Source organism: Ornithinimicrobium sp. INDO-MA30-4 (assembly GCF_021535045.1).
Lineage (GTDB): Bacteria > Actinomycetota > Actinomycetes > Actinomycetales > Dermatophilaceae > Ornithinicoccus.
On record NZ_CP091056.1, the window covers coordinates 919,806 to 940,385 of the forward strand.

The 20,580-nt window shown below is 62.6% G+C and carries 31 protein-coding genes and 6 pseudogenes; 6 read left to right on the forward strand and 31 right to left on the reverse strand.

Features of this window, described 5'->3' with window-relative positions; all coding sequences use genetic code 11:
* Window positions 1-4: 4 nt before the first annotated feature.
* From L0A91_RS05380 to L0A91_RS05420, 11 genes are all read right to left on the reverse strand, one after another.
* Window positions 5-2,443 (reverse strand): aconitate hydratase, encoded by a 2,439-nt coding sequence (locus L0A91_RS05380; RefSeq protein ID WP_397333803.1) that lies wholly within the window; start codon window positions 2,441-2,443, stop codon window positions 5-7.
* Window positions 2,418-2,714 carry an aconitase family protein gene (locus L0A91_RS19610; RefSeq protein ID WP_397333804.1) on the reverse strand — a complete coding sequence of 99 codons (297 nt, stop codon included), beginning with the start codon at window positions 2,712-2,714 and terminating at the stop codon, window positions 2,418-2,420. Before L0A91_RS19610 ends, L0A91_RS05380 begins: the two co-directional genes overlap by 26 nt.
* A gap of 217 nt (window positions 2,715-2,931) precedes the next feature.
* Window positions 2,932-3,120, reverse strand: coding sequence for a hypothetical protein (locus L0A91_RS05385; RefSeq protein WP_235246135.1), 189 nt, complete (start codon window positions 3,118-3,120; stop codon window positions 2,932-2,934).
* On the reverse strand, window positions 3,108-3,356 hold the full coding sequence (locus L0A91_RS05390; RefSeq protein WP_235246136.1) for an RsmD family RNA methyltransferase: 249 nt from the start codon (window positions 3,354-3,356) through the stop codon (window positions 3,108-3,110). Before L0A91_RS05390 ends, L0A91_RS05385 begins: the two co-directional genes overlap by 13 nt.
* The gene (locus tag L0A91_RS05395) at window positions 3,308-3,667 is read right to left on the reverse strand and encodes a hypothetical protein (RefSeq protein WP_235246137.1); all 360 of its coding nucleotides are present in this window, start codon (window positions 3,665-3,667) and stop codon (window positions 3,308-3,310) included. Before L0A91_RS05395 ends, L0A91_RS05390 begins: the two co-directional genes overlap by 49 nt.
* A complete protein-coding gene (locus tag L0A91_RS19615; RefSeq protein WP_397333806.1) occupies window positions 3,607-3,894 on the reverse strand; it encodes a hypothetical protein in 288 nt (95 codons plus the stop codon). The genes L0A91_RS05395 and L0A91_RS19615 overlap by 61 nt, the downstream gene beginning before the upstream one ends.
* A gap of 11 nt (window positions 3,895-3,905) precedes the next feature.
* Complete coding sequence (locus L0A91_RS19620; protein WP_397333807.1) at window positions 3,906-4,115, reverse strand: hypothetical protein; 210 nt, start codon at window positions 4,113-4,115, stop codon at window positions 3,906-3,908.
* Window positions 4,076-4,222, reverse strand: a complete 147-nt coding sequence (locus L0A91_RS05405) for a hypothetical protein (protein ID WP_235246139.1) — start codon at window positions 4,220-4,222, stop codon at window positions 4,076-4,078. Before L0A91_RS05405 ends, L0A91_RS19620 begins: the two co-directional genes overlap by 40 nt.
* On the reverse strand, window positions 4,219-4,767 hold the full coding sequence (locus L0A91_RS05410; protein WP_235246140.1) for a hypothetical protein: 549 nt from the start codon (window positions 4,765-4,767) through the stop codon (window positions 4,219-4,221). The genes L0A91_RS05405 and L0A91_RS05410 overlap by 4 nt, the downstream gene beginning before the upstream one ends.
* The gene (locus L0A91_RS05415; RefSeq protein WP_235246141.1) at window positions 4,745-5,797 is read right to left on the reverse strand and encodes an APC family permease; all 1,053 of its coding nucleotides are present in this window, start codon (window positions 5,795-5,797) and stop codon (window positions 4,745-4,747) included. The genes L0A91_RS05410 and L0A91_RS05415 overlap by 23 nt, the downstream gene beginning before the upstream one ends.
* Before the next feature lie 55 nt (window positions 5,798-5,852).
* Entirely contained in the window at window positions 5,853-6,128 is a 276-nt protein-coding gene (locus L0A91_RS05420) for a hypothetical protein (RefSeq protein ID WP_235246142.1), read from the reverse strand.
* Window positions 6,129-6,275: 147 nt separating this feature from the next.
* Here L0A91_RS05420 and L0A91_RS05425 point away from each other — a divergent pair.
* Both L0A91_RS05425 and L0A91_RS05430 read left to right on the forward strand, forming a co-directional pair.
* Window positions 6,276-6,922 (forward strand): annotated as a pseudogene (locus L0A91_RS05425) (potassium channel family protein).
* A 9-nt stretch (window positions 6,923-6,931) separates the two neighbouring features.
* Window positions 6,932-7,626: pseudogene (locus tag L0A91_RS05430) on the forward strand (potassium channel family protein).
* Here L0A91_RS05430 and L0A91_RS17280 read toward each other — a convergent pair.
* The 12 genes and pseudogenes from L0A91_RS17280 to L0A91_RS19630 form a co-directional block, all read right to left on the reverse strand.
* Window positions 7,623-7,817 (reverse strand): DUF3159 domain-containing protein, encoded by a 195-nt coding sequence (locus tag L0A91_RS17280; protein ID WP_397333808.1) that lies wholly within the window; start codon window positions 7,815-7,817, stop codon window positions 7,623-7,625. The pseudogene L0A91_RS05430 and the gene L0A91_RS17280 overlap by 4 nt on opposite strands.
* Window positions 7,814-8,319: pseudogene (locus tag L0A91_RS17290) on the reverse strand (DUF3159 domain-containing protein). The gene L0A91_RS17280 and the pseudogene L0A91_RS17290 overlap by 4 nt, the downstream one beginning before the upstream one ends.
* Before the next feature lie 2 nt (window positions 8,320-8,321).
* Window positions 8,322-8,492 (reverse strand): hypothetical protein, encoded by a 171-nt coding sequence (locus L0A91_RS05440; protein WP_235246143.1) that lies wholly within the window; start codon window positions 8,490-8,492, stop codon window positions 8,322-8,324.
* Entirely contained in the window at window positions 8,479-8,688 is a 210-nt protein-coding gene (locus tag L0A91_RS05445) for a hypothetical protein (RefSeq protein WP_235246145.1), read from the reverse strand. Before L0A91_RS05445 ends, L0A91_RS05440 begins: the two co-directional genes overlap by 14 nt.
* A complete protein-coding gene (locus L0A91_RS05450; RefSeq protein WP_235246146.1) occupies window positions 8,685-9,281 on the reverse strand; it encodes a DUF3710 domain-containing protein in 597 nt (198 codons plus the stop codon). The genes L0A91_RS05445 and L0A91_RS05450 overlap by 4 nt, the downstream gene beginning before the upstream one ends.
* 110 nt (window positions 9,282-9,391) lie before the next feature.
* Window positions 9,392-9,873: pseudogene (gene dut / locus L0A91_RS05455) on the reverse strand (dUTP diphosphatase).
* Between the two features lie 23 nt (window positions 9,874-9,896).
* Window positions 9,897-10,196 (reverse strand): DUF4193 domain-containing protein, encoded by a 300-nt coding sequence (locus L0A91_RS05460; protein ID WP_220122691.1) that lies wholly within the window; start codon window positions 10,194-10,196, stop codon window positions 9,897-9,899.
* 207 nt (window positions 10,197-10,403) lie between these two features.
* Window positions 10,404-10,985 carry an inositol monophosphatase family protein gene (locus L0A91_RS05465; protein WP_260115304.1) on the reverse strand — a complete coding sequence of 194 codons (582 nt, stop codon included), beginning with the start codon at window positions 10,983-10,985 and terminating at the stop codon, window positions 10,404-10,406.
* A 5-nt stretch (window positions 10,986-10,990) separates the two neighbouring features.
* Window positions 10,991-11,215: an inositol monophosphatase family protein gene (locus L0A91_RS19625; protein ID WP_397333852.1), complete on the reverse strand. Its 225-nt coding sequence runs from the start codon at window positions 11,213-11,215 to the stop codon at window positions 10,991-10,993.
* A 40-nt stretch (window positions 11,216-11,255) separates the two neighbouring features.
* On the reverse strand, window positions 11,256-12,452 hold the full coding sequence (locus L0A91_RS05470) for a ferrochelatase (protein WP_235246147.1): 1,197 nt from the start codon (window positions 12,450-12,452) through the stop codon (window positions 11,256-11,258).
* Window positions 12,449-12,799 (reverse strand): trimeric intracellular cation channel family protein, encoded by a 351-nt coding sequence (locus tag L0A91_RS05475; protein ID WP_235246148.1) that lies wholly within the window; start codon window positions 12,797-12,799, stop codon window positions 12,449-12,451. Before L0A91_RS05475 ends, L0A91_RS05470 begins: the two co-directional genes overlap by 4 nt.
* Window positions 12,751-13,121, reverse strand: a pseudogene (locus tag L0A91_RS19630) (trimeric intracellular cation channel family protein). The gene L0A91_RS05475 and the pseudogene L0A91_RS19630 overlap by 49 nt, the downstream one beginning before the upstream one ends.
* 107 nt (window positions 13,122-13,228) lie before the next feature.
* Between L0A91_RS19630 and L0A91_RS17300 the strand changes: the two are divergent.
* Window positions 13,229-13,384, forward strand: a complete 156-nt coding sequence (locus L0A91_RS17300; protein WP_260115305.1) for a DUF3071 domain-containing protein — start codon at window positions 13,229-13,231, stop codon at window positions 13,382-13,384.
* 23 nt (window positions 13,385-13,407) lie between these two features.
* Window positions 13,408-14,541: a septation protein SepH gene (gene sepH / locus L0A91_RS05490; RefSeq protein ID WP_260115306.1), complete on the forward strand. Its 1,134-nt coding sequence runs from the start codon at window positions 13,408-13,410 to the stop codon at window positions 14,539-14,541.
* 16 nt (window positions 14,542-14,557) lie between these two features.
* Here the strand turns inward: sepH and L0A91_RS05495 are convergent, their stop codons facing one another.
* From L0A91_RS05495 to L0A91_RS05530, 7 genes and pseudogenes are all read right to left on the reverse strand, one after another.
* Entirely contained in the window at window positions 14,558-15,256 is a 699-nt protein-coding gene (locus L0A91_RS05495; RefSeq protein WP_235246151.1) for a thymidine kinase, read from the reverse strand.
* A gap of 32 nt (window positions 15,257-15,288) precedes the next feature.
* Window positions 15,289-16,443 carry an alkaline phosphatase family protein gene (locus L0A91_RS05500; RefSeq protein WP_235246152.1) on the reverse strand — a complete coding sequence of 385 codons (1,155 nt, stop codon included), beginning with the start codon at window positions 16,441-16,443 and terminating at the stop codon, window positions 15,289-15,291.
* Window positions 16,440-17,027 (reverse strand): DUF5998 family protein, encoded by a 588-nt coding sequence (locus tag L0A91_RS05505; protein ID WP_235246154.1) that lies wholly within the window; start codon window positions 17,025-17,027, stop codon window positions 16,440-16,442. Before L0A91_RS05505 ends, L0A91_RS05500 begins: the two co-directional genes overlap by 4 nt.
* An 18-nt stretch (window positions 17,028-17,045) precedes the next feature.
* Window positions 17,046-17,432: an acetate--CoA ligase family protein gene (locus L0A91_RS05510; RefSeq protein WP_235246155.1), complete on the reverse strand. Its 387-nt coding sequence runs from the start codon at window positions 17,430-17,432 to the stop codon at window positions 17,046-17,048.
* Between the two features lie 238 nt (window positions 17,433-17,670).
* Complete coding sequence (locus tag L0A91_RS05515; protein WP_235246156.1) at window positions 17,671-18,195, reverse strand: hypothetical protein; 525 nt, start codon at window positions 18,193-18,195, stop codon at window positions 17,671-17,673.
* Window positions 18,183-18,592: pseudogene (locus L0A91_RS05525) on the reverse strand (hypothetical protein). The gene L0A91_RS05515 and the pseudogene L0A91_RS05525 overlap by 13 nt, the downstream one beginning before the upstream one ends.
* Window positions 18,580-19,689, reverse strand: a complete 1,110-nt coding sequence (locus tag L0A91_RS05530; RefSeq protein WP_235246158.1) for a GNAT family N-acetyltransferase — start codon at window positions 19,687-19,689, stop codon at window positions 18,580-18,582. The pseudogene L0A91_RS05525 and the gene L0A91_RS05530 overlap by 13 nt, the downstream one beginning before the upstream one ends.
* Window positions 19,690-19,803: 114 nt before the next feature.
* On the opposite strand from L0A91_RS05530, the gene L0A91_RS18465 reads away from it, so the two are divergent.
* Window positions 19,804-19,971, forward strand: a complete 168-nt coding sequence (locus L0A91_RS18465; protein WP_311198033.1) for a nitroreductase family protein — start codon at window positions 19,804-19,806, stop codon at window positions 19,969-19,971.
* 209 nt (window positions 19,972-20,180) lie between these two features.
* Entirely contained in the window at window positions 20,181-20,354 is a 174-nt protein-coding gene (locus L0A91_RS18470; protein ID WP_311198034.1) for a hypothetical protein, read from the forward strand.
* Here the strand turns inward: L0A91_RS18470 and L0A91_RS05540 are convergent.
* Complete coding sequence (locus L0A91_RS05540) at window positions 20,351-20,569, reverse strand: hypothetical protein (RefSeq protein ID WP_235246159.1); 219 nt, start codon at window positions 20,567-20,569, stop codon at window positions 20,351-20,353. The two genes, L0A91_RS18470 and L0A91_RS05540, sit on opposite strands and share 4 nt — an antisense overlap.
* Between the last annotated feature and the right edge of the window lie 11 nt (window positions 20,570-20,580).

A 20,580-nucleotide genomic window follows, 5' to 3' on the forward strand; every position in this document is an offset into this window, starting at 1 on the left:
TGCCTCAGCTGGCGCTGGCCAGCGAACGCAGCACGTACTGCAGGATGCCGTCGTTGCGGAAGTAGCCCGCTTCACCGGGGGTGTCGATGCGCACCACAGCGTCGAACTCAACGCTGTCGCCGCCATCGACCTTCGTCGCCGTGACCTTGACCGTCTTGGGGACGCTGCCGCCATCGTTCATCGCGGTGATGCCAGCGATCGCAAAGGTTTCGGTGCCATCAAGCCCGAGGCTCTCAGCGCTGTCACCCTCGGCATACTGCAGGGGCAGGACGCCCATGCCGATCAGGTTGGAGCGGTGAATGCGCTCATACGACTCAGCAATGACAGCCTTCACACCGAGCAACCGGGTGCCCTTGGCAGCCCAGTCGCGCGACGATCCCGAGCCATACTCCTTGCCAGCCAGCACGACCAGCGGGACGCCAGCCTCGGCGTAAGCCTCAGAAGCCTCAAAGATCGAGGTCTGCTCGCCATCAGCCAAGAAGTTGCGAGTGAAGCCACCCTCAACGTCATCCAGCAACTGGTTGCGCAGTCGAATGTTGGCGAACGTGCCACGGATCATGACTTCGTGGTTGCCACGACGCGAGCCATAGGAGTTGAAGTCCCGACGCTCGATGCCGTGCTCGGCCAGGTAGCGGCCAGCCGGGCTGTCAGCCTTGATCGAGCCAGCCGGGCTGATGTGGTCGGTCGTGACCGAGTCGCCCAGCAGCGCCAACACGCGTGCACCCTCAATGTCTTGCAACGGCGCCGGCTCAGCGGCCATGCCGTCGAAGTATGGAGGCTTACGCACGTATGTCGACTCGCCCTCCCAGTCGAAGGTGTCACCTTCGGGGGTGGGCAAGCTGCGCCAGCGGTCGTCGCCAGCGAAGACGTCGGAATAGTCCGACTTGAACATCTCGCGGGAGATCGAGCCGGCAATGACCTCTTCAACCTCAGCAGCCATCGGCCAGATGTCGGTCAAGAAGACGTCTTCGCCATCCTTGCCCTTGCCCAGTGGCGTGCTGTCGAAGTCAAAGTCCATCGACCCAGCCAGTGCATACGCAATGACCAACGGTGGCGAAGCCAAGTAGTTCATCTTGACGTCGGGGTTGATCCGGCCTTCAAAGTTACGGTTACCCGAGAGCACCGAGGTCACGGCCAGGTCGTTGTCCTGAATGGCCTTAGAGATCTCTTCGACCAACGGGCCGGAGTTGCCGATACAGGTCGTGCAGCCATAGCCCACCAGGTGGAAGCCCAAGGCCTCCAGGAAGGGCCACATGCCGGCCTTGTCGAAGTAGCCGGTGACGACCTTGGAGCCAGGCGCCATCGAGGTCTTGACCCACGGAGCCACGGTCAAGCCGCGCTCCACAGCGTTACGCGCCAGCAACGCGGCGGCCATCATGACCGACGGGTTGGAGGTGTTGGTGCAGCTGGTGATCGAGGCGATGGCCACGATGCCGTGGTCAATCTCGAAGGTGTCGTCGCCCACGGTGACCGAAACGGGCTTGCTGACGCGATCGCCAACACCACCCTCGGGCACTGCCGAACGCGAGTGTGGCGGCTCGGCGCCAGCCTCGTCGGTAGCGTCGGTTGACGGCGGGTCAGAGGCCGGGAAAGTCGACTCAAGCTCGTCGTCCAGCGCCGTTTCGCCAGTCTCGTCGTTGCTCGCGTAGGTGTTGAGGTCGCGGCGGAACTGGTCCTTCGCGTCGGTGACCGCAATGCGGTCCTGCGGACGCTTCGGGCCAGCGATCGAGGGCACAACGGTCGACAGGTCCAGCTCAAGGCGCTCGGAGTAACGAGCCTCCTTCTCTGGCTCCAGCCACATGCCCTGCTCTTTGGTGTAGGCCTCGACCAGCGCAATCTGCTCGGCGCTGCGGCCGGTCAGCTGCAAGTAGTCGAGCGTGACCTGGTCGATCGGGAAGATCGCACACGTCGAGCCAAACTCAGGGCTCATGTTGCCGATGGTGGCGCGGTTAGCCAACGGCACAGCCGTGACACCTTCGCCGTAGAACTCGACGAACTTGCCGACCACACCGTGCTCACGCAACATTTCGGTGATCGTCAGCACGACGTCGGTCGCGGTCGCACCAGCGGGGATAGCGCCGGTCAGCTTGAAGCCGACAACGCGCGGGATCAGCATCGAGACGGGCTGGCCCAACATGGCTGCCTCTGCCTCGATACCGCCGACGCCCCAGCCGAGCACGCCCATACCGTTGACCATCGTGGTGTGGGAGTCGGTGCCGACGCAGGTGTCGGGGTAGGCCTGCAACTCACCGTTGACCTCGCGGGTCATGACGGTGCGGGCCAGGTGCTCAATGTTGACCTGGTGGACGATGCCGGTGCCCGGAGGCACAACCTTGAAGTCCTCAAACGCCTTCTGGCCCCAGCGCAAGAACTGGTAGCGCTCGCCATTGCGCTCGTATTCGATCTCGACGTTGCGCTCAAGCGTCAGCGCGGCCGAAAACATCGATGATCACCGAGTGGTCAATGACCAATTCGGCCGGTGCGAGCGGGTTGATCCTTGACGGGTCACCGCCCAGGTCAACCATGGCCTCACGCATGGTGGCGAGGTCAACGACCACGGGCACACCGGTGAAGTCCTGCATGATGACGCGACCCGGGGTGAACTGAATCTCCGTGTCGGGCTGTGCGTTTTCGTCCCACTGGGCCACGGCGTTGATGTGGTCTGCGGTGATGTTGGCGCCGTCTTCGGTGCGCAGGAGGTTTTCCAGCAGCACCTTGAGGCTGAATGGGAGCGTGTCCGCGCCCTCAGATCTTTAATGCGAAACATTTGGTAGCTGTCGCTACCGACGTTCAGGGTGCCTTTAGCTCCAAAGCTGTCGGCGCCGGTGGTGTTGTCACTCACTGCCCTGTCCCTTCGTCGAACTTTTGTGTCGATTTATCTTGACGTCAAGATAAATTACCAGATCTGCCGTAGCAGCGTCGGGTGAGTGCTCAGTCTTCAGTGTGTCCCACCGGAGCGAACAACGCGATGCATTCCATGTGGTGCGTCATCGGGAACGCATCAAAAACGCGCAACTTCTGCAAGGCATACCCAACATCCTTCAGGTATGCGGTGTCGCGCGCGAGCGCTGCTGGGTCACAGGCCACGTAGGCGATGGCCCGTGGCTTCAACGCGGCCATGTCGCCGACAACTTGCTTGCCAGCCCCACGCGGGGCGGGTCAAGCACGATGACATCAGCGTGCTCATCACTGCGACGCAAACTCGCGACAACCCGGTCAACCTTGTCGCGACGCACGGAAGCTTGCGGCATGGACGAGAGATTCTGGGCAGCATGTCCACCTGCGGCACGGTCGGCCTCAACAGCCATCACCCGCCCCTCCTGACCGACGGCCGCCGAAAGCCCGCGGGCAAACAAACCAACACCGGCATACAGATCCAGGGCACTCTCCCCGGTTGCGTGTCCAACCAGCCCAAAACGGTCTGGCTAAACGTGGTCGCTGCTCCAGGGTGAACCTGCCAAAAGCCGCGGGCGCTCAACTGGAAGGCCCAGGTGTTGTCTTCGATGGCCACAGATTCTTTGACCACTGGTGTGCGCGCAGTTTCTGGAACGGTGACAGCGACAACCTCTGGGGTGCGCTGCACACCGATGCCCGCTTGAGTCGCGATCACGTCGATCGCCTCAACCCCAGCGCGCTGTTTGCGTGCCTCAGCGGAGTCTGACCACACCGAATTTGCCTGGACGGCAGGGTGGGCGATCCGGCAGGTGTCGACCGGGACGATCTCGGTGAGCGGTGCTGGCGCAAGCCCACGGTGCCCTCGGGGCTGACCGCAAACTCAACTCTGGTGCGCCACCCCAGACCGGCGTCATCGCCTGGCACGGCCTCGCACACGACATCGGCGCCCAGCAACTCAGCCAGGTCAATCTTGGCCAGCCTGCTGAACTGCTCGGCCACAACCTGCGCCTTCAACTGGCGCTGGTGCCCCAGATCGACATGCTGGAAGTCGCAGCCGCCGCAGCGACCGGCCCAGACCAGGGGCAGGCGGGTTGGATTCGTTGATCGGAAGGCTCAACGACCTGCACGGCGTCTGCCCGCAGGAATCGGCCCTTGGGGCCAAGGTCGGTGATCTCGGCGATCACCTGCTCGCCAGGGATGGCATGCCGGACAAACAGCACCCGGCCTTCGTGGCGCGCAACGCAGTGGCCGCCATGAGCGACGGGCCGACCTCGACCTCAACGCGATCGCCAACCTGCAATGGTGTTTGTTCGGTGGTGGTGCTCATACGGATTCCCCTGACTGGGCGGGACGCTTGGACGGGGCGGGTTGCTGTTGAGCCTTATGGCGGGCGTCGGCTTGCCAGGGCACCGTGGCCACGATGACGCCTGGGGTGCGCATCAACTCACTGCGCAATTCGTTGAGCGCGCGGTTACGCACCCAGCGAACGAATCGGTTGGCCGCGACATATTCGGGCACATAGACGACCACCATGTCTCGGGGGTGATCACGGTGCAGGCGACCGACGTAGTCGACCAACGGCCGAGCTGGCTCTCGATAGGGCGATTCGAGCAAGCGCAGCGTGACCGGGATTTTGTGTCGCCGCCACGCGTCCCGCAACTCCTGCGAGCGATCAGCGTTGATGTCCACGCTCACGGCCTCGATGGACTGCGGGCGGGTTGCCCGTGCATAGGCCACGGCGCGCAGGGTTGGCGAGTCAAGGTGCTCAACGTAGACCAGGGCCAACACTCGGGACGGTACTCGCTGAGTGACCTCGCCCTCTTCGGGCAAAGCGATCTCGCGGTCTATATCACGGTGAAGTCGATACACCACGGTCATCACCATCCACAGGGTTGCAATCGCGAGCAGAGAAAGACCGGCACCTTGGGTGAACCGGGTCGTTATGACGGTGGCCAGCACCGTGATGGAAACAGTAGCCCCGATGATGTTGATCAACCGGCTGCGCACCTGGACCGGGCGCGCGTTCGCTCAACTCCAGGCGCATTTGGCTATTCCAGTGTTTGACCATCCCGATTTGGCTGGCCGCGAAAGAAATAAAGACGCCCACCAGGTACATCTGGATCAACTCGGTCACGGTGGCCTGATAGACCAATACTAGTGCCAGTGCGCCGCCAGCCAGCAGCAAAATGCCATTGGAGTATGCGAGGCGCATCCCACGGCTGAGCAGCAACCGCGGCAGGAAACCATCAGTGGCTAGCCGGGAGGCCAACTGCGGGAATCCGTTGAATGCTGTGTTTGCCGCGACGATCAACATCACGCTAGTGACCAACGAGACGACAAGTAGACCGATGCTGCCTTCGCCGAAGATCACCGTCGACAACTGACCCAAGATCGGGTCTTGCGCGAAGTCTTCGGCTGGTGGGGAGCCGTCAAGGCGCAACTGCTCTTGCGGGTCCACCACCAGTTGAATGCCGGAGGCTGCCACGAGGGCAATCACCGACAGCAAGATGGTGATCGACAAGGTGGCCATGATCACCAAAACGGATGCGGCATTTTTGCTCTTGGGCCGTTGGAAGGCCGGAACGCCGTTGGCGACGCCTTGCACGCCCGTCAGCGCGACAGTGCCTGAGGCAAAAGCCCGCAGGATCAGCACCCCGACGCCCAACGCGGTGAGCGCCTCATAGCCATTGGCCGGCACCAAGTCATACCCGGCACTCTCAGCCTGCGCCAGTGTGCCCGTGGCCCACTGGAATCCGCCATAGCCGAGCATCAGCCCCATCGCCCCGAGGAACGCATACACCGGCACCGCCAGGGCCCGACCAGACTCGCGGACGCCACGCAGGTTAATCAAAGTGAGGCCAACGATCAGCAACGCAGCCGCCAAGGGCTCATAGCCACGCAAAAGTCCAGCGCTGACCCGGCGTTCTGCACACCAGCCGAGACCGAGACCGCAACAGTCAAGATGTAGTCGACGGCCAACGCGGCACCGACACCCAGGCCTGCTGTCGGGCCGAGGTTCTTGAAGCAACCTCGTAGTCGCCACCACCACTGGGATAAGCGTGCACATTCTGCCGATAGCAAGCCACGATGATCGCCATCACAGCGCAGACCGCCAGCGTGATCTCCCACGACTGGCTCAAGATCGCCGTGCCACCCGCCAGTGCGAGAGTCAAAACGATCTCATCTGGCGCATAAGCCACCGACGACAACGCGTCACTGGCAAAGACCGGCATACCCAACCGCTTGGGCAGAAGCGTCTCGTTTAACCGGTCACTGCGCAGAGCACGGCCAAGAAGGCGCGCTTAAGCAGCAACCGTGGATAGCCCATAGATGACGATTCTACGAGAGCGGGATAGCGTCGGGGTGTGCACTTCGTGATTATGGGCTGCGGCCGAGTCGGATCAACGCTTGCAACCAGTCTGGAGCGGCGTGGCCATGAGGTCGCGATCATTGATCGTGACCCGTTGGCGTTCCGCCGTCTAGCCAAAGATTTTCAGGGCCACCAGATCCGTGGCGTGGGCTTTGACCGTGATGTGTTGCGCCGCGCAGGTATCGAAGAGGCTTTCGCTTTCGCCGCGGTCAGCAGCGGTGACAACTCCAACATCATTGCGGCGCGAGTCGCTCGCGAGACCTTCGGGGTGAAGCGAGTCGTGGCCCGGATCTATGACCCAGGTCGCGCCGAAATCTTTGAGCGCTTGGGCATCCCCACCGTCGCCACCGTGCGCTGGGCTGCGGACCAGACGCTGCACCACCTGCTCCCCAGGGATCGACACCTGATTATTTCGACCCTTCAGGCAAACTCGTGCTGGCGCAAATCCATCTCGATGACGGCTGGGTGGGCCGCCGACTGACTGACATCGAAGACTTCAGCCAGTCTCGGGTGGCCTTCATCACGCGCTTGGGCGAGGCGAGGCTGCCCGATCGGCAGATGGTCTATCAGGAGGGTGACGAAGTGCACCTGCTGACTGAGCGGATGCGATTGCCCGAGCTTGAACAACGCCTCGACGCGGCACCGCCGCAGGATTAGGAGATCGCCGTGCGCGTAGCAGTTATTGGTGCCGGCAGTGTGGGCCGTTCAATCTCGCGAGAGTTAATCCACAACGGACACGACGTCCTGATCATCGACGAAGAGCCAGATCCTGACCAGACCTCTCGGGTGCCAGCCGCTGAGTGGTTGTTGGGCGATGCCTGCGAGTTGAGCACCTTGGCCGAAGCCAACCTCGAGTCGTATGACCACGTGGTCTGCGCAACCGGTGACGACAAGGTCAACTTGGTGGTGTCGTTCTTGGCAAAGACCGAGTTCGCCGTCACGCGCACGGTGGCCCGCGTCAACAACCCCCGTAACGAGTGGCTGTTCAATGACTCGTGGGGCGTCGATGTTGCGGTCTCGACTCCCGGCTGATGACAGCACTGGTCGAAGAGGCCGTGTCGGTTGGCGATTTGGTGCGCTTGTTCGAGTTCCAACAGGGCCAGGTCCACATGGTGGAGCTCACTATGCCCGAATCGAGCCCGTATGTCGGTCGGCGGGTCGGCGATGTCCCGTTGCCCGCGGACACGGCGCTGATGGCCATCCTGCGCGATGGCCGAGCGATGGTGCCTCAGCCCGACGAGGTGCTCGAAATGGCAGACGAAGTGATCTTTATGTGCCCGCCCGAGGCAGAGACAGAGTTGGCCCTCACGCTTAACCCCGACGCCCATCTGCGCGACGACAACGAAGAGGACGAGGGTTAGGCCTGCTCAGGGCCTTCAACCGGCGTCCGGCCGACGCTCAACATGAAGCCCATAATCGCGATAGCGACGATGTAGGCGGGCCAGCCCAGCGCGATCTTGGTGATGCCCAGCCACGCCACCTCCCCAGCCAGATACAGCGGGAGCATGATGACCAGACGCACGGCGAACAGGCCAACCAAGACCCAGGTCAAGCGGCTACATACCCGCACCAGCCCACGGTCGCGGCGCCATGCGGTCGGCTGCTCGGCAAAGTGGGATCGGCAGCGGCCACCAAGAAGCCAATCAAGGGCCAACGCGCCAAGATCGAGACAAGGGCTCCAGCGCCATAGGCCGCGCTGATCAAAATGCCCGGCAGGAACGCATCTTCGGCGTCGCCACTACGCAACGCGAAAACGCAGCCAGAGCGATGCCGATCACTGACGACAACACATAGCGCAGAGATCCGCCACGAGCCAGACGCAGGCCGATCAAGATGGCGGTGGCGACGACAGCGCCAATAACGGCGAATTGAACGTCGCTGCGCCAGACCCACAAGACAACAAAGGCAACGGTTGGGAGTGCCGTCTCCAGCGAGCCATACCAGCCGCCCAGGAGATCGGACAGGCGTGAGCGGATCACGTGCTCGACGCTCTGCTCGACTGTCTGCGCCTGCGGCCCAGGCTCTGGCGGCCCTGACTGCTCGGGCGTGCTCACCCTCAGCCTCGTGCCGGTAAGAGGTCGTAGCCAGGGTTGTACATCACCAGGTTGTCGCCGTGTTGAGCAATGCGGCCAGACACCGTCAGGTATGCGCCGGGCGCGATCCCAGCGATGCTGCGGCGGCCCAGCCAGATCAGTTCGAGAATGGCCGTGCCGTCATGACAACTCAACGCGCAATTCTGGGCGCTTGCCCGACGGCTGGACAGCCATGCTGTGCACCGTGCCGGTGACCTGGGCAATCTCACCCTCGGTGACGCCACCGATGGGCGAGCATCCGGGGCGAGCGCACTCGTAGGCGACCTCGTCAGCCTCGATGAGCGCCTGGTCACGCCCCCAGGAGCTAAAGGCGCGCGTCAGGACGCTCATACCTGTCCGGCCGACTGCTGCTTGGCTGCCTGCTTTGCCGCCGCAGCGTCGACCACGGCCTGCGGGGCACGCAACTCCAGTAACTCACGAGGCGGGCGGGGCTCGTCGCCGCGATCGACGACAACGCTGCGCACGAACGAAAGCACATCGGTCAAGGAGTCATCTTGTCCAGCAGCAGGCCCATTGATCACCACGCGCAAGAACCAACGTGGCCCATCAACGCCCATGAAGCGGGCAGGCTGATAGACCACTCGGCCATCGTTGCTGCGGGAGGGCATCCGCGCCTGCAGGGCTGGCCCGAACATGCCTTCGGTTTCTTCAGCGGAGCCACCGGCCTTAGCCAATCCCTCGACGAGCGCTGCGCGGATTTCGGCCCACAAGCCGCTTGAGCGCGGCGCAGCGAAAGCCTGCAACTGAACCTTGTTGGGGCCAAGCCCACAGGTCACGCCAACGAGACGCTGCGTTGACTTCTCCACATCGAGACGCAGCTCCATGCCCGAGCGCTGCGGGATCCGCATCGACCCCAGGTCCAGGAGTCCATCGAGGTCGGGGCGCTCAGCGATGTCAAGGGACCATCCACGGGGCGATGCCAAGCGCGGTCCACACCAGGCTCGCCGTCGGGGGCAGGCAGGTTTTCCTCGACGTCCGGCTGGACCGGCTCCGAGTTGCGCTGACGCTTGCCAAAAATAGCCACGTTGTTGCCTTAGTCCTTCGCTGATGGTGATGCAGCAGAAAATCCGCCGCTTGAGCCGTGCCCTGCATCGCCGCGATGGCTGCCAGGCAAGGTTTTCACTTCAATGAACCTCACGGAGGGAATGGGTTGCACCAGCAACTGGGCGATGCGATCCCTCGAGTGATGGTGAACGAGTTGTTTTGATCGGTATTGAGCAGACAGACCTTTATCTCTCCGCGATACCCAGCATCGACTGTGCCTGGTGCGTTGAGCACTGTGATTCCGTGCTTTGCGGCTAATCCCGACCTGGGGTGCAACAGGGCGACGTAGCCAGCCGGAAGAGCCATTGCCACGCCTGTCCCGATGAGGGCCCTGGCGCCTGGCTCCAGCACTACATCCTGGGCGGCGCACAGGTCGACGCCTGCATCGCCTGGATGCGCGTATGCCGGCACCGGCAACTCATTATCAAGTCGCCGCAGCAGCACGGGCACGGGCTGGTTCTGGTCAGTCACAACTCACCAGACTAACGGTGGTCTCAGGCTGCGCACTCGCTGCAGACCGGCATACCGCCGTCTTCCTTAGCGAGTTGGCTGCGGTGGTGCACCAAGAAGCACTTGGTGCAGGTGAACTCATCCGATTGACGTGGAAGCACGCGCACCGAGAGCTCTTCGCCGGAAAGGTCTGCACCCGGCAGTTCAAATCCTTCGGCGTGCTCGGTCTCGTCGACATCAACGCTGCTGCCGCTCTTGTCATTGCGGCGCGCCTTGAGCTCTTCGAGGGAGTCCTCGTTGACGTCATCTTCGGACTTGCGTGGGGCGTCGTAGTCAGTTGCCATGACTGTCTCCCTGTCCTAACTGCTTGTATGTGGATGTGACGGCACAGGGGCCGCCACGTTGGTCTTGGCTTAGCAACGCATTGAAGGCCGGTTTTGTGCCCACCGTCGCCAATGAATTGAGCGTGCTACCGGATTGCCCCTTCGAGGCTCTCCTGCGCGACACGGGTGTGTTCTATCACGAGTTGGCCCCAACCGCGCACTCGGGGCCTAGCGAATGATCCGAACGAGCAAGCGATGCAGCGCTGCATGCACTCCCGGAGCCCCAGCAATAGTCATCTCGCGAGAGACAGGTTTAAGCAAGCCTGACACCACCCCGCCGGCCTCCGAGACGATCACGCAGCCAGCCGCCATGTCCCACGGGTGCAGCCCGCGCTCGTAGTAGGCGTCCAGCCTGCCAGCCGCGACGGCGCACAGATCCAACGACGCTGCGCCCATCCTCCGCAGGTCACGAACGTTCACGAGCACTTCGCTGGCGATAACTGCCTGACTGCGGCGATCCTCGACGCTGTAGGAGAAGCCGGTCCCGACCAGTGCCTTCGTCAACGTGTCAGGCTCTTGCACCTGCAAAACGAACCCGTCGTCGATCTGTGCCGTCGCCGGACGGCTAAGCCTGGCGCCTCCGCCACGGTGGGCGTGGAACACCTCATCAATAATCGGGTTGTACACGGCACCAGCAACGGCCTCCCATTCCCCTGGGGTCAGCGGATCGCCAGTGACAACGCCGATCGACACCGCGTAGGCAGGCACGTCGTAGAGGTAGTTGACGGTGCCATCAATTGGATCCAGCACCCACGTCAATCCAGAGGTTCCAGTGACAGCATCCCCTCTTCACCGAGGATGGCATCGTCTGGGCGCTGCTCACGGATCATGGCGCGGAGCAGTGCTTCGCATTGGGTATCCATGATCGTGACCACGTCAAGATCGGTTTCTTTTGTTTGGGACACCAAAACTTTGTCCGGTCGCTGATCGCGGACAAAGCGTCCGCCAGCCAGCGCTAACTCAAGCGCCAGGGCGTGCAGGTCTTCGAGATTTTCTCACTCAAAGTCACGTTCTTAACGCTCAGTCCATTCCGCAACAGGCAGGTTTGGCTGCACGCAGATTCGGGCAACAGCCTGGCCGACAAGTGGACGGGCGAGGTTCGGAAATCGGCCAGGCCGGCTTGACGACGTCTTGCCCGCGGGCTTCTGCGGAACGCTCCACGGTGAGGTCAATCAGGCCGCTGACGAACTCTGGGTCAATGCCGACGGTGGGCACCCTGACCATGTCCAAGCCCAGTTCATCTGCCGTCTCACGGGCTTCAGTGTCGAGGTCAAACACCACTTCCATGTGGTCAGAGACAAAGCCGATAGGCGCCACGACAACGTGTTGGACGCCTTGGGAGTGCAACTCCCTCAGGTGGTCATTGACGTCGGGCTCAAGCCATGGCTGGCTGGGTGGGCCAGATCGCGAGCAGTAGGCGAGCTCGGCAGTGACGGTTTCACCCAAAGTGGCGCTGGCCTCATCGGCGATCGCGACCGTGAGCGCCTTGTGCTGAGCGCTGTAGAGGTTGCCGTCTTCATCCCCCGGACCCGACGTGTCATCCATCGCGTCCGGAATCGAGTGCGTCACGCAGACCACGCGAGGCATCACGCCAGTCCGTTCCTTGACCTCGCGAGCCGCCTCAGTGACGAGACGAGTGTTCACTGCGGCAAAGCCTGGGTGGTTCCAATATTGGCGAATCTTGTGGACGTTCAGGCTGACGTCTTCAAAGGCCAATTCTTCCAAGGCCGCGGCGAGGTCTTCGCGGTATTGGCGGCAGGAGGAGTAGCACGAGTATGCGCTGGTCGTCACCGCAACCACATTGGTCAGCCCGCCCTGGTGTGCTTCACGCAGCGTGTCGGTGAGGAAAGGCTCGCTGTTGCGGTTGCCCCACAACAAGGGTGTGCTGATGCCGCGCCGATCCAGCTCTTCGCGCATTGCCTTCAACAACGCACGGTTCTGGTCGTTGATCGGGCTACGGCCGCCGAAGTGGTGGTAGTGCTCGGCCACATCGGCCAGACGCTCATCCGGGATACCACGCCCCGCGGTGACTCGACGCAAGAACGGCATCACTTCGTCTGGCCCTTCGGGGCCACCAAACGACACGAGCACGACCGCGTCGTAGGGCGCGAGTTCTTCGCCCCTGGACTCGGGAGTCTCTAGCTCGGTCTGAGGCTCCTGTGGCTCAACGCCAGTGGGCTCGGTGGGCTCGGTGGGCTCGGCTGCCGGTGTCGTCATGAAACTCCCTCGTTGCGCATTGCGGTCGGAATGTTGATTTTGAATAAGACCGCAGCCATGCGGATCAGAAAGACCAGCATGACTGATAGCCAAATGAGCCACACACTCAGGTGGCCCGTTTCAAAGGCGATCACCACGGCGGTCGAACCCGCCAAGGCTGGCAAAGCATAAAGCTGTTGCCCGCGTAGGAGTTCGGGAACCTGTCCCGCAAGAACATCGCGGATCACGCCGCCACCGACTGCCGTGATGACCCCCAGGATGACGGCCGCGATCGGGGGCGCGTTGTAGGAGATCGCTTTCAGTGCTCCGCCGACGCAAAGATGGCCAGGCCGGCGGCGTCTAACCACTGCACCGATTGGCTAATGAGTCGCAGTCGAAGTCGGGGGCGTTCTTGCCGTACTTCAGTGAGGTGTGGATGCAGACCGAAGATGAAGAAGCCAGCGGTCCAGACGGCAACGAGGAGACGCCAGTCGGTGATGCCCACAGGGGGCAGGTCCCCCAGGAAGACATCTCGGATCATGCCTCCCCCAGGCCGGCAACCCACGCCAACATCACGACGCCGATCATGTCAAGCCCCCGACGGACACCCACGAGCGCCCCGGACAGCCCGAAAATAAAGACCCCGATGATGTCAAGAATCAGTTGTATCTCTGCAGAGGAGGCGACCATGGTGGGACAAACTTTACCCGCCAGTTGGGGTCACGGCGTGGCCTCCACCAGTGAGCACTACTCAAGTGGCACAGTCGCCATCAAGGCATGCGAAATGGAGAGGTGACATGGACCAACTGAGGTTCACTGGGCTCAACGAAGATGGCACGCAGTTGCTGATGACCGCGACAGACGGTTCTCGGTATGCAGTGCCGCTAACTGATGGCCTGCGCTCAGCTGTCCGCACGTCACGGACCCCGGGGGCCGAGGAGGCCTCTCCCTGACTCCACGCGAAGTCCAAGCGCTCATGCGCGCCGGCCGAAGCGCAAGCGATATCGCGGCCCAGACCGATTGGGCCATCGAGCGGATTCAACGCTACGAAGGTCCCATCCTTGCTGAACGCGAGCACATCGCGAGCCTGGCCCAGGCCAGCACGGTGCGTTCTCACGAACGGTCCCAAACGCCGCCGACACTCGGTCAGCGCGTCACGAACCGACTAGAAGTTCGCGGCGTTTCGAGCAAAGACATCGTCTGGGATGCCACGCGCCCAGAGGGCGGTCGCTGGACCGTTGCAGTCAATTTCACCGCCGGAGCTCGCAGTCGGTCAGCCCACTGGCACTTCGATGTTCAGGCTCGCGGTCTTGAAGCGATGGATGACGAGGCACGCTGGCTCAGCGAGGACGAGCAGTCCCTGCCCAGCAGCGCAGCACCATCCAACGCCGTGTTTGGGCCCCCTGCTGGTGATGAACCAGATGACCTCATGAACTCCATGCGCGAGCGTCGCCGTCAGCGCACCCGTAGTCCACGGGGCAAGAAAGCTGCTCCTGAGGCACCTGCCCCTGACACGGACGCGGACGCTGAAGCCGAGTTGATGGCTGCTCACGCCGCACTGCATCCCGACTCCGCGACTGGCGTCGGCAGCGCCGATCCCAGTGCGGTGCCTGGTGCCGAAAACTTCCCCAACGAGGCGCTGCCCTTAGAAGACTTCGACTATGACCCCCGCTCGGCTGGACTGCCACCGGGCGCACGCGGCAATGACGATCGGGACACCCGAGAGGCCACGCTGGAAGATTTCTTTGGCCGAAACTCCGACGATAAGCAAGACGACGAGCCCCAGGACGAAGGTGGCGACGGCGACGGCGTGAGCGAGGAGAGCGACGCCCAGTCCGTGAGCCAACATGACGACGCTGAGCATCACGAGCAGGGTGCCAGCGATTCCGAATCGGAAGACTTTATTGAGGATGAGGCTGGCGAGCCTGAAGAGGGCGAAGAGTCAGCCATCGAGGTTGAGTCAGAGCCCACCCCCGAGACCGAAGAAGCCGTCCCGGACCCCTCGGTGCCGGATTTGAGCGAAGAAGAATCGAGCAAGGCCAAGAAGAACCGGCCCAGTGTGCCTAGTTGGGACGACATCATGTTTGGTGCCCGCGGCCGCAACCGCTAACCGCTCTTCGCGCTCGCTAACGCAATGGCAGCGGACAAAGATCCAAATCAAAGGGCAACACGGCGCTAGAGGACGATTGTGCTCGCGCAGAATGCGCAGTCATCCGTCGCATGTAGTGCCGTCGGCACAACACCTCATACTCAACCGCAGCGCTCTCGGAGGGAGCGTCGTCATCGCCGTCTGCGTCTCCAACATCGCCGACCACAACCTGCTCCCCCTCGACCACCATCTCGCCGCCAACGGTGCGCGCATTGTGGGTGGCGACCCGGCCGCACCAGCACAGCGCATCGACCTGCAGCACCTGAGTGCGATCAGCTAACTCAATCAGCCGCTGCGACCCAGGGAAGAGCTGAGCTTTGAAGTCGGCCGTAATGCCAAAGGCGAAGACGTCGACGGCCATCTCGTCGACAAGCCGGGCCAGCTGCTCAACTTGGACGGGCGTATAAAACTGGGCTTCGTCGCAGATGAGGTAGTCAATGCGACGGCCGTGAGTAGCCTGCTCAACGACCAACTCCCAGAAGTCCGTCGACTCCGAGACCTCCAATGCGGGACGAGAGAGCCCCAGCCGCGAGGACAGCACGAACTCGCCACCCCGGTCATGCTGCGTGAACGTTAATCCACTGCGCCCCCGAGCGGCGTGGTTGTGATCCATCTGCAGGGCAAGAGTCGACTTGCCGCAGTCCATGGTTCCGGTGAAGAAGGAGAGCTCAGCCACGAGAGTCGAGTTTACGCGGTGCTAGGCCGGGATCAGGACAGGTAGGTCAGCATCGGGATCAAAGACTCCTCGTCGGTCACCGACCCGTGCAGGCCGGGCAACGCCAGCAGATTTGGACGCAAAGCGGACGAGTCAACCACCGTGGCACGTCCACGCATCAGCACAATGAGGTCACCGAGTCGCTCAAGGACTCCGTCGCGCATCGGGCCATACCAACCGCGCTCAACGGCCTCATCGCGATCCACCACATAGGCGTCATCACCTAAGACTTCGGTCCACCGAGCCTTGACCGCGGCCTGTTGTCCTGGTGCCACATAAACGTAAGGGGCGCGAGGCTCGCCGCCGAGAAGCAGCACGTCCTGAGCGAGCTCGCTGCGCTCCACGAGGTCATAGCGCTGCGCCGGCGGTGCCTCAATCATCCCGTGGTCGGCCGTGATGACCAGGAGCGTCTCTGGCGGGAGCGACCGTGAGAGTTGCGCCATGGCGGCGTCGAAGACCTCGAGGGCTCCGGTCCACTCCTGCGAATCTGGCCCGTAGACGTGACCAGCCTTGTCAATCTCTGGCCAATACAAGTAAACGAGGTGGTGGTTGTCCTGGGCCCGCAGGCATCGCGCCACCGTCGGCACTCGTTGGTCAATCTTCGCGACCCCCACAAAGTCGCCACCCTGCAGGGCTGCTGTGGTCAGACCAGAGCCTTGAAACTGCGGCTGGCTCACCGTGGTGACGTGCACACCGGCCTCATCTGCTTCCTGGAGCAGCGTCTTGACGGGTTGATATGCCCGTGGGTCGGGCCCATCAGCCCAAGACAAGTGGTTCAGCAGGCGATCAGCCCCGGGCACCTTGGTCTGCCAGGCCGTGATGCCGTGTTCGCCGGGGAGCCGGCCAGTGCCCAAACTCGACAGGCTGACCGAAGTCGTGGAGGGGAACCCACAACGCACTTCACTAGCGGCGCTCTTGAGGTTGCGCAGGAACGCCGCATGCCCACGCCTGCGCTCCAACTGTGCGGCGCCCAACCCATCGGCCAGCACCACCACGACGTTGCGTGCCGTTGGCAAACTTAAACCCGTCCGCCGACCGATCTCAGCTTGAGAGGGCAACTCAACGCCCATCGAAGCAAGCGCTGCTGGCAAAGTGTCAGCCAGCGTCACGTCATACGGAGGAAGCGCCCAGCCAACGTTTTGAGTCATCGACCCAACCGGGCCGAGAGCAACTGGGCGAAGTGCAAAGCACGCTCGAGGGCAGGCTCACCTTCAGAGTCAGCCGCAATGCGGAGCGAGATATCGCCGCTGGCAACCGTGCCCTCGTATCCGTGATCACCCTCGCAACTGGGATCTCCGCACGTCGCGGGCATCAGGTCGAGGCGTGAAACCGATCCCCAGCCCAAGGTCAGGGTCACGGCTCGGCCTGCAAGTCCGCCCTTGAACGTCGAGGGCTCCGGGAAAACGTGGGTGAGCATGACATTGCGCACCGAGCGGATAGTCACAACCTCAGTCGTGGCGGTCGCCATGTGTTGGCGACCCGGCTCGGCGGACTCATGGTCGTCAGCGTGCGCAATGACCAGGCGGTGCTCAGTCAGCACGAGGACAGTGAGGTGGCGACGCACGGCTTCTTGGTCAAACGTCATTTCCTGGTGGACCAGGTGTGTGACGACCGTGTCATTGCCCAGTGCTGTGGCCACGATGTCGCGCACGACGGCAGGTAAATAGCCTGCATCTTCAATGTCGCGGTTCAGTCCCTCGGGCAGCACAGATGTCGGTTGTCGGCGTGGCATGCCAAACATCATCGCACTTCAGGTGATCAGGGCACGCCGGTTGGTGTCTGAACGCTGGCCACCGCGCTCCAATCTGATGTGGGCGCCGAGCACCGCGCTGCCTTCTTGGTGCACCTGAACAGGGTTAAGCCTGAGCAAAGCCATCTCGGGCAAGTCTTCGGCCATCACCGAAACTCGGCCTAGCAGGTCGTACAAGGCTGAGTGGTCTACGGGCATCGTTCCGCGGTAGCCATCAAGCAGCGGTGCGGCTCGAACAGCCGTCACCATGTCTTCAATATCCAGGTTCGTCAGCGGCGGGAACCGGTGGGCGACGTCACCCATCAACTCAGAGGGCAAACCGGCAATCCCAAAGCCCACCACGGGACCAAAGAGCGGGTCTTCGACACTGGTGATTTCGACACTCACACCGTGGGCGCGTGCGCCTGCACGGCAACTCCGTCCAGGCCAATCTCGCTGAGTTGAGCAGCGATTGCCCGGTATGCCTTGGCGGCCTCGCGCGAATCCGACACCCGGTACGCACCCAGCGCTCACCTGGCTGGTGGCTCACCACGTCCGAGGTTGCCTTCACCACCACCATGCCGCCGATCTCACGGCTCGCTGGGCGGCCTCTTCAGGCGAGCCGACCGTGCGCGATTCCCAGACCTCAATGCCATAGGCGGCCAGCAACTGGGAGGCATCTCGTTGGTTCAGCACGCCGCCACCGGGGTTGGCCGCCAAAGGACTCCACAACATTCTGGGCTTCGCGCCGATTGATGCCACTGGGCCTAGCCCTGACCCCATAGGGCCGTTCTTTCCAGTCGGCGTAGCGAGTGGCTGCGGCCAACGAGCGGATGGCGTCCTCTGGCATGGAGTAGACCGGCAGAGACCCGCGCTCGTTGCCACCCCGCATACCGACAAAAGTGGCAACACAGGGCTTGTCGTACTGGTCTGAGGTCTCTTGCACTGCGTCAATGATCTCTGGATCGATCAACGCTGCTGGTGGGATAAAACTTGCCACGACCGAGTCGACCTCGGGGTTCTCGAGGGCATCTCGCACTGCGTCAGCAAATGCTTCCGGCTCTGCCCAGGCCGGCAAAATAGTCGGCGGTTCCATCACCTGCAGGCTCCAGGCCACGCACGAGTCGGCGGCCAGTGAGCCGAGAGCATCGGAGTTCGTCACAATGGCCACCCGCGGCCCTTGGGCAGCGGCTGATGCAGCACCAACTGGGCGACGTCAAACATTTGGTGGGTGTTCTCAACACGGATCACGCCAGCCTGGCGCAGCATCGAGCCGAATACCTCTGGCCGCTCACGGGTGATCCGCACGGTGTGACCTGGGGCACGCTGTGCTCGCTGACGCCGGACTTCACCACGATGACTGGTTTAGTCGTCGCTAGCTTTCGAGCGATCCGCGAGAACTTTCTTGGATTGCCCATGCTCTCCAGGTAGAGGCCAACGACTGAGGTCGCATCATCATCTAGCCAGTACTGCATGAGGTCATTGCCCGAGATGTCGACCCGGTTGCCTGCCGAGGCGAAGGTCGAGATGCCGAGCCCGCGCCGATGTGCCGAGCTCAGGACCGCGATGCTGAGCGCACCAGATTGGGCAACAAGCCCAACCCGCCTGCATCCGGTATGTCACTGGCTAGGGAGGCATTCAGCCGCACCTGTGGATCGTTGTTGATCATCCCGAAGCTGTTGGGCCCGAGGACTCGCATCCCACTGGCTCGAGCAATGCGCAGCAGGTCGCGCTGCCGCTCCTCGCCTTCGGGGCCAGCCTCAGCAAAGCCAGAGGAGACCACCATCACAGCCCCTACCTGGGCATCCGCGCATTGGGCCATGATCTCGTTGACGGCGACTGCCGGAACCGCGATCACCGCAAGGTCAATCGGTGCGTCAATGTCGGTCACGTTGTCGTAGGCAGGCAGCCCGGCGATCGACTCTTCGGCTTGCGGGTTCACGACAAATACCTCGCCAGCAAAGTCGCCGCCTACGATGTGGTCCAAGGTCGCGCGACCAACGGCGCCCTTATCCCGAGATGCACCGATGATGGCGACCGACGTGGGGCTCAATACGCGACGGACGCTGACTGACTCGGCTCGATGCTCGCGGGACATCAACACCGCACGCGAGGCATCGGTGGGCTCGATGTCGAAGGAGACGCCAAGGACCCCGTCGTCGAAAGCCTGCTCGATCTCATAACCCGCGTCTTTGAAGACTCGGATCATCTTGCGGTTCGACGGCAGAACGTCAGCGACAAAGCGCCGAATAGCCAGTTGTCGCCCGATGTCGGCCAAGTGCTCTAGCAGGACTGAGCCAACCCCTCTGCCCTGGTGAGCATCCGAAACGTTAAATGCCACCTCCGCAGTAGTTGACGTCGGCCCTTCCAGACGGTCAAAGCGTCCGATCCCAGCAATATCGCCGCGGATCATCAGCACCAGCGCGACCCGTTCGTTGTAGTCAACGTTGGTGAAACGCCGCACGTCGCGGTCGCTCAGCCGGGGAATCGGAGCAAAGAAGCGGAAGTAGACCGACTCCTTTGACTGGCCGGAATGAAAGCGGTGAACACCTTCAGCGTCGCTTGGCTTGATGGGTCGAACCCAGGCCACGGAGCCATCGGCAAGAACCACATCGGCTTCCCAGGAGGTGGGGTAGCCAGGTGGCAATGGTTCCTGTGGCGTCATGTCTCCAGCATCCCATGACGGCCTTTCTTCGGCTCGCAGGCAGGATGGACTCATGGAGTTTTCTCAGGTTGTTCGTCGGCGTCGCATGACGCGGGATTCGACGCCGATCGGCCGGTGCCCCACCACATACTCCAGAGTGCCCTTGAGCATGCGACTCGAGCCCCCTCAGCCGGCTTCTCCCAAGGGTGGGACTTTGTGGTCTTGCGAGGCGAGCAGACCCAAAGTTCTGGTCGGCGACGACGAGCGAAGACCGCCCGGCCGATCGGTGGCTCACGGGGGTGAGCGCTGCGCCGTGCCTCATCGTGTGTCTCTGACCCGGACGCCTACCTCGATCGGTATGCCGAGCCGGATAAGGGGTGGGCAGACCGGGACACGGACCGTTGGCCCATCCCCTACTGGGATGTAGACACCGGGATGGCTGCCCTGTTGATGCTGCTCACGGCAACTGACCACGAGCTTGGGGCGCTATTTTTGGTGTCCCTGCGCACGCCATGGCCGAGGTCAAGAAAGGGCTGAAGATTCCCCAGGAGCGGCGACTGGTCGGCGTGGTGGCGATGGGCTACCCGCTTGCCGATCGCAAGTCTCCCAGTTTGCGCCGGGGACGGCGCGCCCTGGAAACCGTGGCGCACGACGGCGAATTTGGCCAGCGGTGGAACGGTGGCTAGTAGCCGCCTCCTCCTCCGCCAGCTGAACCGCCAGGATGATCTGAATGGTGCAGGCCAGACTGCGAGACAACCTGGCGCGAACGCAACACTGGGCCGCTGTACTTCACTCGACCTTTGCCCGTCATCATGCCAGTGACCACGATGCCGAAGATGAACAGAGCAAAGCCGAGGAGGAACAGAACAAACAGGCCAATGCCAAAAAGATCACCAACCACAATGCTGCATC